Source organism: Oceanibacterium hippocampi (genome assembly GCF_900172325.1).
Lineage (GTDB): Bacteria > Pseudomonadota > Alphaproteobacteria > Sneathiellales > Sneathiellaceae > Oceanibacterium > Oceanibacterium hippocampi.
Genome location: NZ_FWFR01000003.1, coordinates 15,546 through 31,540, shown reverse-complemented (window position 1 = coordinate 31,540; position 15,995 = coordinate 15,546). Strand labels below are relative to the sequence as shown.

At 64.7% G+C, this 15,995-nt stretch carries 13 protein-coding genes; 6 read left to right on the top strand and 7 right to left on the bottom strand.

All coding sequences use genetic code 11. The annotated features are described in order from the left end of the window. The first annotated feature begins 186 nt into the window (after window positions 1-186). Window positions 187-756, top strand: a complete 570-nt coding sequence (locus OCH7691_RS15580; RefSeq protein ID WP_176245092.1) for a PEP-CTERM sorting domain-containing protein — start codon at window positions 187-189, stop codon at window positions 754-756. A gap of 137 nt (window positions 757-893) precedes the next feature. On the opposite strand, the gene prsT is transcribed toward OCH7691_RS15580, so the two are convergent. From prsT to OCH7691_RS15560, 4 genes are read right to left on the bottom strand one after another with little or no spacing between them, the layout of a single operon-like run. Next, on the bottom strand, window positions 894-3,677 hold the full coding sequence (gene prsT / locus OCH7691_RS15575; protein ID WP_085884520.1) for an XrtA/PEP-CTERM system TPR-repeat protein PrsT: 2,784 nt from the start codon (window positions 3,675-3,677) through the stop codon (window positions 894-896). Between the two features lie 47 nt (window positions 3,678-3,724). Continuing rightward, entirely contained in the window at window positions 3,725-5,080 is a 1,356-nt protein-coding gene (prsR, locus tag OCH7691_RS15570) for a PEP-CTERM-box response regulator transcription factor (protein WP_085884519.1), read from the bottom strand. A 9-nt stretch (window positions 5,081-5,089) separates the two neighbouring features. Further along, window positions 5,090-7,171 (bottom strand): XrtA/PEP-CTERM system histidine kinase PrsK, encoded by a 2,082-nt coding sequence (gene prsK / locus OCH7691_RS15565; RefSeq protein WP_085884518.1) that lies wholly within the window; start codon window positions 7,169-7,171, stop codon window positions 5,090-5,092. A gap of 18 nt (window positions 7,172-7,189) precedes the next feature. Then, entirely contained in the window at window positions 7,190-7,804 is a 615-nt protein-coding gene (locus OCH7691_RS15560; protein WP_176245091.1) for a sugar transferase, read from the bottom strand. A gap of 408 nt (window positions 7,805-8,212) precedes the next feature. On the opposite strand from OCH7691_RS15560, the gene OCH7691_RS23775 reads away from it, so the two are divergent. After that, the gene (locus tag OCH7691_RS23775) at window positions 8,213-8,341 is read left to right on the top strand and encodes a hypothetical protein (protein WP_281251925.1); all 129 of its coding nucleotides are present in this window, start codon (window positions 8,213-8,215) and stop codon (window positions 8,339-8,341) included. A 283-nt stretch (window positions 8,342-8,624) separates the two neighbouring features. Beyond that, entirely contained in the window at window positions 8,625-9,617 is a 993-nt protein-coding gene (gene galE / locus OCH7691_RS15555; RefSeq protein WP_085884516.1) for a UDP-glucose 4-epimerase GalE, read from the top strand. 48 nt (window positions 9,618-9,665) lie between these two features. Here galE and OCH7691_RS15550 read toward each other — a convergent pair whose 3' ends face one another. The 3 genes from OCH7691_RS15550 to OCH7691_RS23355 form a co-directional block, all read right to left on the bottom strand. Further along, window positions 9,666-11,114, bottom strand: a complete 1,449-nt coding sequence (locus OCH7691_RS15550; RefSeq protein WP_085884515.1) for a mannose-1-phosphate guanylyltransferase/mannose-6-phosphate isomerase — start codon at window positions 11,112-11,114, stop codon at window positions 9,666-9,668. A 75-nt stretch (window positions 11,115-11,189) separates the two neighbouring features. Then, window positions 11,190-12,590 (bottom strand): hypothetical protein, encoded by a 1,401-nt coding sequence (locus OCH7691_RS15545; protein ID WP_085884514.1) that lies wholly within the window; start codon window positions 12,588-12,590, stop codon window positions 11,190-11,192. A 617-nt stretch (window positions 12,591-13,207) separates the two neighbouring features. Continuing rightward, the gene (locus tag OCH7691_RS23355; protein ID WP_176245090.1) at window positions 13,208-13,354 is read right to left on the bottom strand and encodes a hypothetical protein; all 147 of its coding nucleotides are present in this window, start codon (window positions 13,352-13,354) and stop codon (window positions 13,208-13,210) included. Window positions 13,355-13,800: 446 nt separating this feature from the next. On the opposite strand from OCH7691_RS23355, the gene OCH7691_RS15540 reads away from it, so the two are divergent. The 3 genes from OCH7691_RS15540 (at window position 13,801) to OCH7691_RS15535 (ending at window position 15,984) form a co-directional block, all read left to right on the top strand. Further along, the gene (locus OCH7691_RS15540) at window positions 13,801-15,183 is read left to right on the top strand and encodes a TIGR03013 family XrtA/PEP-CTERM system glycosyltransferase (RefSeq protein ID WP_085884513.1); all 1,383 of its coding nucleotides are present in this window, start codon (window positions 13,801-13,803) and stop codon (window positions 15,181-15,183) included. A 154-nt stretch (window positions 15,184-15,337) separates the two neighbouring features. Further along, a complete protein-coding gene (locus tag OCH7691_RS23350) occupies window positions 15,338-15,508 on the top strand; it encodes a hypothetical protein (protein WP_176245089.1) in 171 nt (56 codons plus the stop codon). A 149-nt stretch (window positions 15,509-15,657) separates the two neighbouring features. After that, window positions 15,658-15,984, top strand: coding sequence for a DUF3253 domain-containing protein (locus OCH7691_RS15535; RefSeq protein ID WP_085884512.1), 327 nt, complete (start codon window positions 15,658-15,660; stop codon window positions 15,982-15,984). Window positions 15,985-15,995: the final 11 nt, after the last annotated feature.

Here is a 15,995-nt window from a genome sequence, read left to right as displayed (position 1 = left end):
ATATCTTACAGAATTCCGGAAAATCTGATAAGACCATCCCATAAGTATCTGAAAAACAACAAGAACAATTTGGCACACCTTTTGCGAATAGAATGCCGAGGGTTCATTAAACAGTTGTGGGTGAATGTCATGAAATTTAGTAGCTTTGGTTCGGCTCTGGCTGCCGCTGGTATCGCGACGATCGCAATGGCAGCCTCCGCGTCCGCAACGGTCATTCCGTACCTGGACATCGATTTCCGCCAGGGCGCATGGCATGCGGCGGACAACTCCAGCAGCCCGTTCACGCTCGGCAACGTCACTGTCTCGGCGCAGCCAAGCGGCAAGCGCTTCTGGCACGACAGTGTCGACGGTTTCGGCATCCGTGGCGGTGGCGAGATCGACGAGATCAACTCCAGCGAACGATTCCTGGTTTCGTTCCTGCTGCCCGAGAAGCTCGCCGGCCTCTGGCTGACCGATCTGTTCGGCACGCCCGATGGCGAGGATGGCGAGCAGGGCACCGTGACGCTGACCCTCGAGGACAGCAGCCAGGTCGTCTATGCCTTCGACGGCAACGACGCGGACCAGGGAAACGGCGAGCTCTTCGTCGATTTCGGCAAGGACCTGATGGTCCTGGAAGCCCTCTTCGAGGCTTCCGGAACGACCCAGGGTGACGACTATTCGGTCGCCGGCTTCGATATTCCGGAGCCCTCGGCGATCGGCCTTCTGGGTCTCGGCCTGCTCGGTGCTGGCCTCGCGCGGCGTCGCCGCCGGGCCTGATAACAACCGGGCCGAGCCTGCCGGGTCCCACAACGGCGCGGGCCGGCCACGGTAGACGCATCGGATAAAGAAAAGCCTCCCGCGCGGCTGCGCGGGAGGCTTTGTCTTTTGCGCCGCCTGTCAGGCCGCGCGCATCGTTACGGCTGGAGTCTCTTCAGCAATGCCTCCGCATCGCCACGGCCGGAGAACTCTTCCGTTCCCGCAAGCGCCTTCTTCAGCAGGGCCAGCGCCTCATCGGGCTTCCCGGTGGCATTCAGCGCAACCGCGAGATGGTACTGGACCTCGGGCAGACCGGGCAGAAGCTGGTTTGCCTTGCGCAACAGCGTCAGGCCACGCTCGTAGGTTCCGCGCTTGACCAGAAGCCAGCCCGCGGTGTCCTGGATCTGCGGGGAGTCGGGGGCCCGGTCGAGCGCCCGCTCCGCCGCTTCCAGGGCACGCTCGTCGCCGAGTTCGTCGTAGAGCCAGGCAAGATTGTTGAGCACGGCGGCATTCTGCGGCGCGATCGACGAGAGCTTCTCGAACTCTGTCGCCGCCCGCTTGTAATCCTTGGTAGCCAGGAAATGGCTGGCATAGGCGAAACGGGCCCCGGCGTCGTTCGGATTGGTGGAGATCCATCCCTCCATCTCACCGAGGGCGCCATCGACGTTGCCACTGCGCAGCATGGCCTGGAAAATCCGCGTCACGGTCCGGGTTTCCGGTTTTTTCTCAAGCGCCCTTCGATAGGCGCTGAGTGCCTTGTCGGTCTCGCCGATGCGGAGCGAAACGTCACCGATCAGCAGATCGCTTTCGACGTTCTCGGGCTCCAGCTTGGCGATTTCCTGGGCTTGCTCGAGGGCCTTTTCGCTGTTCCCCTGGTTCATTTCCAGGATCGCGAGGTCGCGCCGCGCGGTGACGTCCCCGGGCACTTTCTCGACCGCGCTTTCCAGCGCGTTGCGCGCGCCGGCGATATCCGGGTTGTCGCCGGTGAGAAGCGCCTGGGCGAGGCCGCGATAGGGCAGCGGCCATTCCGGCGCCAGGGTGGTCGCCTTGAGGAAGGTCGCCGCGGCGACGCCGGCCTGGCCGGTGCCGAGCTGCGCGCGGCCGAGCAATGCGAGCGCCCGGGGGTCATTCGGCGCAAGCTTGACGAGGGTGCGCGCGGTCGCCAACGCCTCCTGCAGCTCGCCGGTATCGAGGAGGAAGTCGGCCAGGCGGATCCGGGCAGCGGCGGAATTCGGGTTGGCTTCCGCGGCCTTCCGGAAATAGCCGAGCGCGGCCTCGCCCTCGCCGTCCTGGATGGCATAACGGCCGAGCGACAACAGGGCCGACAGGTTGCCTTCGTCCAGTTCCGTCACCTTGCTGAAGGTCGCCTTGGCCGTCTCGTGGTCGCCTTCGCGGGCGGCGAGCTGGGCCAGGTTCAGATAGGCGGATGCGAAATTCGGATCGATCGCGAGGGCTGCCTCGAAATCGGCCCGCGCCGCCGCGACGTCGCCCCGCCGGAAATTGATGCCACCCATCAGGTTGTTCGGCACCGGGCTGTCGGGAAGCTGCAGCCTGAAGGCTTCGGCCACCTTGGCTGCCTCGTCGAACTTCCCTTCGCGCAGATTGCTCAGGATCAATAGCGTGTTGGCCTGGACCGAACCGGGATCCTTGGCGATCAGGTCGCGCAACTGTTCCTCGGCGAGCTCCGATTCACCCTTCGAGAGCTGGGTGACCGCGAGCTGGGTGCGGGCCGTGGGATTGTCCGGATCCTCGGCGATGATGCCCTGGAGCAGCGCCGCCGCCTCGTCGGGGCGGCCCGCCATCAGATAGGCGTTGGCGAGCAGGCTGAGGCCCTGGGGCTTGCGATATCCCGCCTCGTACAGGGGCTCGATCAGCTCGATCGACTGCTCCGGCTGGTTCTTCTGGTTGTAAAGCTCGGCGAGCAGCAGGCGGGGAGCCTCGAGGTCGGGCGCGACGCCGATCAGCGAGCGCAGATGGGATTCGGCCTGTTCCAGTTCGCCGCGCTTCATCTTGAGCGAGGACATCAGGAAGAGGGCTGGCGGGTAGTTCTGGAGCGTCAGCCCCATCTTCTCCAGCGTGATGATGGCGCCGTTCTCGTCACCCTCCCGGGACTGGATGAGGGCGGAGAGATAGATGCCGATCACGTTCGTCTTGTGGCGTGCCAGGACGACCTTGATGTCTTCCCTGGCCGGTTCGTAGGACTCCTGGGCGACGAGGATCGCCGCGCGACCGAGACGCGCCTCATACTGGTTGGGGTCGATCACGATCGCCTTGTTGAAGGACGACAGCGCGTCATCGACATGGCCGTCGACCTGCTGGACCCGGCCAGCCAGCGTCAACGCCACTGCGCTCTCGGGATCGATCGCGAGCGCCGCATCCACAGCTTGGCGCGCCTTGTCATATTCCTTGCGCTGCAGGTAGAGGCGGGCGAGGCCGACCTGGGCGCGGTCGTTCTTGGGATCGGCCGCGATCGCCGCGTCGAAGCGTTCCTGCGCCTCGTCGAGTTTCTTCTGCGCGAGCAGCGCGAACCCCTTGATGGCGGTAAGCCGGCTGTCTTCCTCGGGTGAGCCGATCGGGGCCAGCTCGTTGAGGAGTTCGTCATACTTGCCGACCGCGAGATAGGCGTCGGCCAGCGGCAGATTGACCCGCGACGCCGGGACGCCGAGGCGCAGGGCGCCCCTGAGTTCCTTCTCGGCCGCGCCATAGTCGCCGACATCCAGCGACGTCACGCCCAGCTGGTAGCGCGCCTCGCCGTCCTCGGGATTGGCCTGCACGGCGTTCCGGAGTTCGATAAGCCCGGCGGCGTAGTCACCTTTCGCAAGGTGGTCCTTGGCGCGCGCCAGGTAATCGCCGCTGCCACCGCCCATGACGATATATCCCGCCACGCCGATGACGGCGAGCAAGGCAAGAACGCCAACGCCGATAAGCAGTTTCTTGATCATCTACCTTCTCCAGAATCGCAAGTCCGGGATCAGTCGAGCCCGGTATATCAGGTTTTTTCGATGCCGAGCGTCTTGAGAAGCTCGTACAGGGTCGGTCGCGAGACGCCCAGCAGGTCGGCCGCCTTGGAAATGTTGCCGCGAGTGGCGTTCAGCGCCTTGCTGATGTGAATCCGCTCGACCGCCTGCCGAACTTCCTTCAGCGGCGCGATCTGCTCCGAGGCGAGTTGCGACGGCAGATTGAGGTCGCGCGCGCTGATGACCTTTCCGTCGGCCATGACGACAGCTTTCTTCATCCGGTTCTCGAGCTCCCGGACGTTGCCCGGCCAGGGATACTGGCGGATCGCTTTCTCGGCGCTGTCGGAAAAGCCGCGCACGGCGCGTTTGTAGAGGCCGTTGAACTCGCCCAGGAAATATTTCGCGAGCAGGAACGAGTCGTCGCGGCGCTCACGCAGGGGCGGCACGTCGATCGGCAGTTCGTTCAGGCGATAGAAAAGGTCCTCGCGGAAGCTGCCTTCCAGCATCATCGCTTCCAGGTCCTTGTTCGTCGCGCAGACGATGCGGACATCGACCGGGATTTCCCGGCGGCCGCCGATCCGCTCGATCACGCGATCCTGCAGGAAACGCAGCAGTTTCGCCTGCAGGCTCAACGGCAGGTCGCCGATCTCGTCGAGGAAGAGGGTCCCGCCGTTGGCCATCTCGACCTTGCCGACGGTTTGCTTCACGGCGCCGGTAAAGGCGCCCTTCTCGTAGCCGAAAAGCTCCGCTTCGAGCAGGTTTTCCGGAATCGCGGCCGAGTTGATGGCGATGAACGCCTTGTCCGCGCGCAGGCTGTTCTCGTGCACCGCGCGGGCGAGCAGTTCCTTGCCGGTGCCGCTCTCGCCGGTGATCATCACGGTGATATCGGTGGTCGCCACCCGGCGCACGGTGCGGCAGATCTCGAGCATCGCCGGATCGCCGGTCACCAGGCTGTCGAAGACATTCTTCTCGACGCGCGCGGCAAGCTTGCGGTTCTCGATTTCGAGCCGGTGCACGTGCCGGGCGCGGCCGATGATGATGCTGAGAAGCTCGATATCGACCGGCTTCGCGCAGAAATCGTAGGCGCCGAGGTTGATCGCCTTGACGGCGTTTTCCCGTTCCTCGTTGCCGCTGGCGATGATGACCTTCACCTCCGGACGAAGCTCGAGAATCGTCTCCAGCGTCGTCAGGCCCTCGCTTGCCCCGTTCGGGTCCGGCGGGAGCCCGAGATCGAGGACGACGACTTCCGGATTGTGATCCTCCAGCGCCTGGAGCGCTTCCTGCCTGTTGCCCGCGATCGCCGTATCGAACTCGGACATGGCCCAGCGAAGCTGGCTCTGCAGTCCCGGATCGTCCTCTACAATCAGAAGTCTAGGCGTGTCGTTCACGTCTCGTCCTTATCCCTCGTTTCCATCGTCGTGTCGCGGCAGCGAAACCCGCATCGTCGTGCCGGCACCCGGCGCCGTCTGGACTTCCAGCCGACCGCCATGGTCCCGCGCTATCTCGCGCGCCTGGTACGCGCCTATGCCAAAGCCTTCTCCTTTGGTCGTCTGCAATGGGCGGAAGAGTTCGTCGCGGACGAAGTCTGCGTCCATGCCGGGGCCATCGTCGCAGACTTCGGTGACGATACTTTGGCCGTCGTTAAATAATCGTAGCGTGACCTGCCCCGCCCCATTTGTCGCATCGACAGCATTCTGCAAGAGATGCGCAAACATTGCCGAAAGTCTCTCCTCCGATCCGGCAACACGAAAGTTGCCCTCGGCAAGGGCCAGTTCAAACGAAGTGCTTCCCTTGCCATAGGGGCCGGAGAGGCGCAACAGCAATGGTCGCAGGTCGACGGTCGGCTGGCTTGTCTCTTCCGGCGGCCCGGCCTCGCGGGCCTTCTTCAACTGGGCGAGCAAGGTTCCCATTTTCTCGACCGAGTTCCGCACGGTGTTGATCACGTCGCGCTGGAATTCCGGGTTGCCGCCATGCTTGGCGGCATTGGAAAGCAGCAGCGACAGCTGGCTGTTCAGATTCTTGATGTCATGAACCACGAAGGCGAAGCGGCGGTTGAATTCCTCGAACTGCCGGGCGTCCAGGAGCGCCTGCAGGGCATCCTCTTCCGCCAGGTAGCTTGCGACCTGAAGGCCGACGGTACGCAGCAGGTTATACTCCTCCCAGTCGAGGCGCTGTGTCACCCGTGGCGTGCCGAGAACGATGAAACCCTGCAACTCGCCGCGATGCAGGCAGGGAATGACCAGCCAGGCACGCCGCAGCGAGGCGAGCCAGGAGGAGAGGTCCAGGCCCTCGTGGCTTGCCGGATCGGCAGCGAACTGGGGCAGGTTGATGATCCGCTGGCTGTCCCGGAGATAGCCGACCACGCTGTCGTCGTCGGGTATGAAGGCGGCGTCGACCGGCAGGTTCCAGTGCCCGGCGGGCACATAGCTGGCCTCCGATTCCCGGCGGACCCAGAGCGCGCCGGCCGGGCTGTCCACGATCCGGGCGACCGCCTTGATCGCCCGGTCGGAGAGGCGGCCCTCGCTCGCCGACATCGTGCTGATGAACTTCAGCCACTCGTCCCGATAATCGTAGCGGTAGGAGAAGAAATTCTGGGCAATGAGGATGCGAAGCCGGGCGCGAACGCTGCCCGAGAACAGGGTCAGCAGGAGCACCAGCACGGCCGCGCACAGGAAGGCGACCTGGAGAAGCGGCCCCCAGACGCCGCCGACGATCCGGAGATAGTATCCTGTCGCCGCCATCGCCAGCAGGTAACCGCCGCTGCCGACCAGGGTCGCGGTATGGAACACGGCGCTCCGGGAGACGTGGATATTGACCGCCCAGGAGCGATTCCGGGCGCTCGCCACCGCGAGCAGGGGCGCGGTCAGGGCGACGACCACGCCGCGCGCCTCGAACAGGTCGACGTCGACGTCGCGGAGCAGGAGCGTGCTGGAATAGAGAACGAAGTCGTAAGTCAGGATCGCGCTGATCGCGACGATCGCGAACTTGAGCGACCAGAGACTGTCCGAATCGGCGTTGCGGATCAGGTTCTCGATCAGCAGGAAGCCGATGATCGTCAGCGCGATCCGCGACAGGCTGACCAGCAGGGCAGCGTTGCTGCTGAGTTCGAAGGGCGCGGCCGTCACGAAGATGGTTTCCACGATCGCCGCCGCGGCGACGATCGCGACAAGCGCGCGCAGGAAGATCCGGCGCCACTGTTGCGCCCGTTCCTTCTCGACCGTGCGGCTCGCGAGTTCGCCGAGAAAGAGCAGCCAGCCGACCAGCTTGGCGAGTTCCATCAGTCGCGACAGCCGGTGCGGCCATTCCGCGACCAGGGATTCGGCGCAGACGCCCAGGGCCCAGAGCAGGGTCAGTCCGCTGGCCAGCAGGAGCAGGAAGGCCGGACGACTGCGCGAGCGGATATAGGACGCCGCGATCAGTGCCGCCAGGCACAGGAAGGCGATCGCGGCCAGTCCATGGCTTGCGAGCGAGATGCTCATGCTCCAGTCCCCCGGGTCCTACCCTCGTTTGCCCCGCGAGAGCTCCTTCATGGTCTCGCCGAGCAGGCGAATGTCGCCGGACAGGCGACAGCTTCGAACATACCCGATGTCGAGCGTCAGGCGATCCTGGATTGAGGGCAGGGGGGTGCCGCGAAGCGTCAGCAACTGAACAGGGCCGACGAGACCGGGGCGAACGCGGAGCTTTTCCGCGTAGTGCGGTTCCGTGAGCTTGAGATGCCGGCCGAGATGGACCGGATCGGCGACCGGCCCGACAAGCGCCATGTCGCCCCGAACGATATTGACCAGCACGAACAGCTCGTCGATTCGGGCGCGGCGGAGCGTTCCCAGCACCGCCGGCGGATGCTCGTCGGCGCCGCAATCGAGATGCAGCAGATCGAACACCTGGCCGTTCCGCCCGGTCGTCGGGATCCGCCTGAACAGTTGACCCTGGCCGAACAGCGCGACCAGCAGGACCGCCCCGCCCATGACCGGCAGATGAAATGCCAGCAGCAGCGTCGAGACCACGAGGTCCATTACGCGCGCCGTAATGCGGCGGCGAACCGGCGTATCGCTGCCGCTTGCCTGATGCGCGTCGTCACGTTGTGGCGCGGCGAGCCCCCTGGAGCCCCACATCGACCTCTCCTCGACCCTTCGTTCGAAGGCCATGATCGCGCCAAGTGCTTTACGTTTCATTGCCAGGCCGGGAGGAGAAGCCGGGGCCGCAGGCCATGTGCCCGGTCTCGGGCGGCTGCGAAGGGCTTTGGCGGGCAGTTTCGGGGGGATCCTTCACGCGTCGCATAGTTCGTTCGTCATAATAGTGTCAGAATTTCCGACAAATCGTCCTCCGTGTTGTCGGGGTATCTCTAACCATCTGATATGTAATGGTAAAATCTGGCATGATATTTGATGGTTAACAGGTTGGGAGACTTACGGTTCCGGGGGGAACGGGCATGGTTTCGGGTTCGGGCGGCGCGAGGTATGAGTGATCAGTGGTCTGTCGATGCCCGAGGGCGTCGGACGGTATCGGGGAGGAAAGAAGATATGAGTGTCCATCAAGAAAATGCCGAGACAGGCAGGATGGATGCCCGCGTGGCGGTCGTGATCTGGCTTCTGGCCAGTGCCCTAGGCTGGCTCGTGATAGCCCAGGCGGTGATCGAACTGGCCCGTTGAAGCGGTCGGCCACCGGCTGTCCTCCATCGATGGCCGCACGGCGATTTTCCGGCGCCTTGCAGCGCGGCAACCCTTTGCCCCGGCGCTCGTCCGCCGGGTCGTTCCGCGCCCTGGCCGAATGACAAGGCCTCTCGCTTCCCCGTCAGCTCGAGGCGGTCAAATCAGCTTTCCTTAACACTCCGGCCAGCATTTCCGGCTATCGTCGCCGACGACAGCGGAGGCCTGTGCAGCAGCGCGGGCCGGGCTGACGAGTCGTCGTACAGGAATGCAGGGGTGTGCCCGGATGAAGAACAGGACAGTGCTGATCACCGGCGGTGCCGGCTATATCGGTAGCCATGCGGTATTGGCGTTCCGCGATGCCGGCTACCGGGTCGCGGTCTTGGACAACCTGACAACGGGTATCCGGGCGATGGTGCCCGACGGGGTGCCGCTGATAGTCGGCGATGTTGCCGATTTCCCGCTCGTTACCCGGACCATCAGGGACCATGACGTCGCCGCCGTGGTGCATTTCGCCGGCAGCGTCGTGGTGCCCGAATCGGTCTCCGACCCGCTCAAGTACTACCGCAACAACACCGCCGCCACGGCACGGCTGCTGGAGGCCTGCGTCGCTTCCGAAGTCGGTTATTTCGTGTTCTCGTCGACCGCCGCTGTCTATGGCATCGCCGATGCGGTGCCGGTGAACGAGGAATCGCCGACCGGCCCGATCAATCCCTACGGGACGTCGAAGCTGATGACGGAACTGATGCTGAAGGACGTCTCCGCGGCGCACGGGCTGACTTACGCTGCGCTCCGCTATTTCAATGTCGCCGGCGGCGATCCGCTGGGACGGACCGGGCAGTCCACGCCGAACGCGACCCATCTGATCAAGGTCGCCGCCGAGGTCGCGGTCGGTATCCGTGACCATATCTCGGTGTTCGGCGACGATTACGACACGCCGGACGGGACCTGCATTCGCGATTATATCCATGTCAGCGACCTTGCGGCGCTGCACGTTACGGCGCTCGAGGATCTGTATTCGCGGGGCGAGAACCTGCTGTGTTGCTGCGGCTATGGCCACGGCTTCTCGGTTCGCCAGGTGCTGGAAGCGGTCGAGCGCGTCTCGGGCCGGAAGCTCGACGTTCGCATGGCACCCCGCCGCGCCGGCGATTCGGACAAGCTCTACAGCGATCCGCAGCGGTTGCGCGATCGGTTCGGCTGGCAGCCGCGCCACGACGATCTCGATTTCATCGTCAAGACGGCGATCGACTGGGAGCGGCGCCGGGTCGAGGGCGCGTAGAACCGGGACCGGGACACCGGTCCAGGCGCTGACCCGGCGGTTTCGCGATCAGCGGGTTTCGTCGGGGGTCCGGTTGTAGACGTCTTCCAGGCGGACGATGTCATCCTCGCCCAGGTAGCTGCCCGACTGCACCTCGATCAGTTCGAGCGGCAGGCGCCCCGGATTCTCAAGGCGATGGGTCATGCCGATGGAGATGTAGGTCGACTGGTTCTCGCTCAGCAGCATCTCCTCCTCGCCCCGGGTCACCCGCGCGGTGCCCTTGACGACGATCCAGTGCTCGGCCCGGTGGTGATGCATCTGCAGGCTGAGCCGGCCGCCCGGCTTGACCATCAGATGCTTGACCTGGAAGCGGTCGCCGGCGTCGATCGTTTCGTAGAACCCCCACGGACGATAATGCCGGACATGCGAGGCATGTTCCTCGCGGCCGCTCGCCTTCAACCGGTCGACGATCTCCTTGACCGCCTGGGACTGGCGCCGGTCGGCGACCAGCAACGCGTCCGGCGTCTCGACGATGACGATGTTGTCGAGCCCGATGGCCGCGACCATCGACTTCTCCGAACGGATATAGGAATTCCGCACGTCCTGGATGATGACGTCGCCCTCCAGGTGATTGCCGGCGTCGTCCTTGTCGCCCAGCGCCCACAGCGCATCCCATGAGCCGACGTCGCTCCAGCCGAAATCGACCGGGACGACGGCCGCGCGGGCGGTATGTTCCATCACCGCATAGTCGATCGAATCCGAGGGCGAGCGCTTGAAGGCTTCGGGCTCGAGGCGGGTGAAGTCGAGGTCCTTCTCGGCCGCTGCCACGGCCTCCCGGCAGGCGGCCAGCATGTCCGGCTGCAGTCGCTCGATCTCGGCCAGGAACGTGCCGGCCCGGTAGGCGAAGATGCCGCTGTTCCAGAGATAGCGTCCGTCCGCGAGGTAGCCTTCCGCGGTGGCGCGATCGGGCTTCTCGACGAAGCGGGCGACCCGGAAGGCACCGTCCCGTCCCTCGAGCGCGTCACCCCGGCAGATATAGCCATAGCCCGTATGGGCCTCGTGAGGACGGACGCCGAAGGTCACCAGCAGATCGTCGGCGGCGACCTCGGCGGCGATGTCGACGGCGGCGCGGAAGGCTTCGACATCCCGGATCGCGCCGTCCGCCGGCAGCAGCACGACGATGCCGTCAGGATCGCGCGCCTGGGTCATCAGCGCCGCGACCGTGGCCGCCGGCGCGGTGTTGCGGCCGACCGGCTCGAGCACGATGGCGGCAGGCTCGGTGCCGAGCGCGCGCATCTGTTCGGCGATGGTGAAGCGGTGCTCCTGGTTGCAGATGACTAGTGGCGGCGCATAGCCGGCACCGCCCGGCATGCGGAGCGCGGTCTCCTGCAGCATGCTGCGGTCGCTCGTCAGGTTCAGCAACTGTTTCGGGAACAGCGAGCGCGACATGGGCCAGAGTCGCGTTCCGGACCCGCCCGAAAGCAGGGCGGGATGGATGTGCCGCCGGTCGATTGGCATGATTAGGTATCTTCCCCCGAATGACTGAATCCGGACGCGGCGGAGCTCGGCTTGCTGCCCGATGCCGCGGCGGCGCTAGGTCTCGATAGTCGTCCGGCCCTTGGCGAGCCGGCTGGTCTCGTTCTCGAAATCGCCGAGCAGCTTGGCGATCTCGCGCGATGCCTTGGCCATGCCGTCGCGGACATGATCGGCCTCGACCGGTGTCGCGCGCGGCGCCGGTATCCGGCTCGCCCGGTCGACCGCGCCGCGCAGGTCGGCGGTGGCGGCGGCGAGTGCGCCGGCCGCTTCCTCGATGATGCGGGCGCCGGCGCGGACTTCGTCGTTGCCGTCTTCCCGCAGCCGCTGGACCAGTTCGCCGGTTTCGCTTGCGATGATCTCGCTGACCCGCGCGGACAGGCTCTCGATCGAGGCGGACACGTCGGTGGCGATTTCGCCTTCGAGCCGCACGGTGAGGGTATCGACCGATTCACGGAGCTTCTCGACGACCTTGAGGGTGCCGCTCATGAGCCGGGCCACATCCTCCATGCGCTTTTCCTCGATCGCCGGAAGCTCGGCGGAGAACAGGCGGAGAACCTCCTGCGTCATGTCGCGGACGCTGTCGCTCTGTTCGCGGCCGAGCTCGGCGGCGGACTGGGCCAGTCGTTCGGACGGAACCCGCAACGATGCGGTCACGGCTTCGGCGATCACCTTGCCGATCGCGCTCTCGCGTTCGGTGAGAAGCTTGGAAACCGCCTTGCGGCCACTCGCGATGGCCCGCTGGATGTCGACCTTCGTCGCGTCGAGCGCCTCCTGCTGCGCGCGGCTGGCATTCTCGATGGTGGCGATCATCTCGTTGGAGAACAGCACGTTCGCCGGCACGAGGAAGAGTTCGTCGAGCAGGGCGCACATGCGGGCGAGGGCCCTGCTCTGCGCGGTGTAGAGCGCCTGGGCGGGAAGGAAGACGAGCAGGGCGGCAAGGGCCGGCGCGGCGATCGAGACCGCGTGAATCCGGTAACCTGAATCGGTGCCGCCGAGATAGGTCCCGGCAAGCACCGAGAGGAGGCTGAGCCCGAGCAGCCCGAGTGCCAGCGAGAAGGCAAGTTCGCGGGCGAACGAGATCACGATCCGGACGGGCAGGAAATGGGTCTCGGCCCGGTCGGCCGTGGCCAGGGGCGTCGGGGCCCGCTCGTCGATGCCGGGCAGGGACTGGACGGTGCGAAGATAGGTCACGGCCTCGTGCTGGTTTCCGGCGCCGAAGCAGTGACGGAGCGCGGTCGTCGCCGCGCCGCCGTCCTCCTGCATCTTCGAGGCGAAGCGATGGAGCCGCTCGATCGTTTCGCGGCGGGTCGCCAGTTGGCGGGCGCTGCCAGGCAGGACGCTGATGAAATAGAAAACCAGACCGACGAACGCGAGCGCCAGAATGACGAAATCGTAAATCGAGAAGCCGAGGGCGGAAATGCTGTCGAGAGCAGGCTGGAACCAGTCTTCGGCTGTCATGCTGTCAGTCACCCTGTTGTCGACGCGGAGAATCGGCTTTCGACCATGCGCCTCGAATATCTCAAATTGTCGCCGGCCGGTGAATATTCCATTAAATGCGGGTAATCGATCGGTTTGACCACGCCGACAGGGGGAATATAAGCGCGCGCGTTGTCATTTCGACGTGACGCCGGCTACTCGACCGCGTCTTATTCTAGTGCGCGCGCGCCTAGAAGACGAGCCAAAGACCGCCGAGCAGGAGAGACCAGCCGAGCGTCGAGGCGAAAAACCAGATCGCCACGGCGCTGGTACGGTCGAGTTGTTCGGGATCGGTTTGGCCATCGATCATTGTCGATCGCGGGGCATCGCGCTGGGGCCCGCCGGCCATGTCAGCTTCTGCTGCCGGTCCGGATCACCGGACCCTGATGTCGATGCGCTGGGAATGCCACGTGTCTTATCAACATTTTGTGGTTGGCCGTTGAAGCTATACTACAAAATGACATTCCCCTTGTCGATAGAGACATGCGTGGGGGGCCGTCTGATTCCCCGGGCGCGGGGGTAGAACGCGAAGAAGCCGCGTCACCCGTGACGCGGCTTCCCCGTGTGCAGCAGTTCAGGAAGTTGCAGTCCGCAGATCGTCAGAACGCCAGTAGGATAAGGGAACCCCATCCCACGATCGACGTTATCAGCCAGATCGCCAGCGCGCTCCGCAGCGGGAGCGGCTTCGCGCTGCGAATCTTCAGCCCATGCTTCTCGATGCTGTCGGTCGTCAGGAAGGAATCCATGTCATATCCCTGATTTCTCGCGAATGCGGTGCAATTGTTGACCGTTCTTGGTTAATGTTTGGTAAACAGCCCGGCGGGAGCGCACCGTCGCTTCCCTGGACCACGCGTGACGGCACCGGGAAAGTGTCTTTCGATATCGACCCTTGGATCGTTAATTCGCATTTAACGTGAAATTAACGCGGGCGATGGTTGAGTAGGCGCGGGTCGCCGGTCATGGCGGATGTAAGCGCGCATGAGCCGACGCCGGTAATTCTGCGGGTTGGTAGCCGTGCCATGAAATCGGCCGCTTTGGTGACCCGCGTTACAGAGTGCCGACTGCAATCGGGGCAGACTGCCCGGTATGTGGCACGGCGGGACGGGGCCGCGGGGCGAACAATCTGCGCGCGTCGTCCGTGCTCGCAACACGAAGCGTTGCCGGGGTATCCCCGGGGGCAAATGAGGCAACGGTGAGAATATTCGGTCACTACGTTTCCCGCTCGCTGTTCTATCTCGGGCTGGTGGAAGGGCTGATCCTCTATGTCAGCCTGTTCCTGTCGATCAGCCTGATTTGGCTCGGCTTCAAGCAGATCCACATCACGTTCTTCGCCTATCTGTCGGAAGCGACGGTGTTTACCGCGATCTTCATGTCGATGATGATCGCGGTCGGCCTCTATCATCGCGAACTGTCGCGGAACATGCGGACGACCTTCATGCGTCTGCTGACCGCCTTCGCGCTCGCCTTCGTGCTCCTGTCGATGGCGCTCTATCTCTGGCCGGCGCTGACCTTCGGTCGCGGTGTCGTGGCGCTCGCGCTGCTCGTGTCGTTCGGCGGCATCATGCTGGCCCGTTTCATCTATCTGCGGGTCACCGGTCTGTTGACCTTCAAGAGCCGCATCCTGGTGCTCGGGGCCGGCCCGCAGGCCGCGCGCATCGCCGAGCTCGAAGCCGGCGCCAAGAGCCCGGCCTTCTCCGTCGTTGCCTATGTCGCCGAATCGGGCAAGGCGGTGAAGGTGCCCGAGGACCGCGTGGTGCGCGGCATCAATTCGCTGTCGGACTATTGCCGGCAACACGGCATCGAGGAGATCGTCGTCGCCGTCGAGGAACGGCGCGGCGGCCTGCCGATGACCGACCTTCTTGCCTGCAAGGCCGACCATATCCGCATTTCGGAATGCTCCGGTTTCTGGGAGCGCGAGACCGGCAAGGTCGATCTCGGGACGCTCAACCCGAGCTGGATCATCTTCTCGGAGGGCTTCACCGGCGGCCGGGCGCAGGGCATTTCCAAGCGTGTGTTCGACGTCGTGGTCAGCCTGTTGCTGCTGGTCTTCAGTCTGCCGGTACTGATCCTCACCGCGATCCTGATCAAGCTGGAGAGCCCGGGCGGTGTCATCTACAGGCAGGAGCGGGTAGGCCTCCGCGGCCAGACCTTCGACCTGTACAAGTTCCGCTCGATGCGGAGCGATGCCGAGAAGGACGGGCCGCGCTGGGCGGCCGAGGGCGACCCCCGGGTCACCCGCATCGGCCGCTTCATCCGCAAGACCCGGATCGACGAGATTCCGCAGATCTTCAACGTCCTGCTCGGTCACATGAGCTTCATCGGGCCGCGCCCGGAACGGCCCTTCTTCGTGCAGGAGCTCTGCCAGACCATCCCCTATTACAACGAGCGCCATCAGGTGAAGCCGGGCATCAGCGGCTGGGCCCAGCTGAATTATCCCTACGGCGCCTCCACGGAAGACGCCCGGCAGAAGCTTCAGTACGACCTCTACTACATCAAGAATTACAGCCTGTTTCTCGACATCCTGGTCCTGATGCAGACGATTCGCGTCATTCTCTGGCCCGACGGCGCGCGCTGACGGACGCCCGTTCCGGCGGCTTGCAGCGGCCGGAATGCTGCACTTGCGTTGGTATCTCGCATTTGCATATCCTTTAATTGACACACCGCTGACCGGACCATTCCCGTCATGCTGTCTCTCTGGCTCGTTGAGGTTACGGGGAGTTGGAGTCGTAATGCGGACTATGGTCAATTCGGCGATCAATGCGACGCACGCCGCGCCGGACGCGCGTGACGCGTCGGAGACAACCTGGAGCACCCGGCAGACGCTAATCTTCTGGATCTATTCCAGCACGGCCATGTGGATGCTGATCGTCGGTGCCCTGTTCATGTTGTCCGGGGACTGACGGACCCGAACAGGGGCGCTGACGCGATCGGACGCGCAAGAAGCCGCTGCCGGAAGGGATCGTTTGTGATATGTCCGCGGGAAGGGGCCTGACGCGGTGACGCCGGCCCCGCGAACGACCCGACCGCTTTCCAGCCCCGAGCAAGCCCCATGACCGTGAAGAACGCCCCCGCCGAGGACGGCAAGCCGCTTTCCATTGCCGATTGCATCCTCGATGCCCTGGCCGATGGCGGGTCGCTGGCCCCCCGTGACATCGCGATCGTCATCGCAACCCGCAAGAAGGCGCGTGAGCACGAGGCCTGGCGGCGCTACCTCGGGCCGGTCAAGCAGGAGGCGCTTCACCTGGCGCGTTCCGGGCGCATCGAGTTTCTCAGAAAGGGCAAGGTCGTCGATCCGGAAACGGCGAAGGGCATCATCCGCCTGCGCCGTTGCGACGCCGGCGCGGCCGAGCCGGAGAGCGACCCGGCCGACGGCTGATTGCCGGCCGG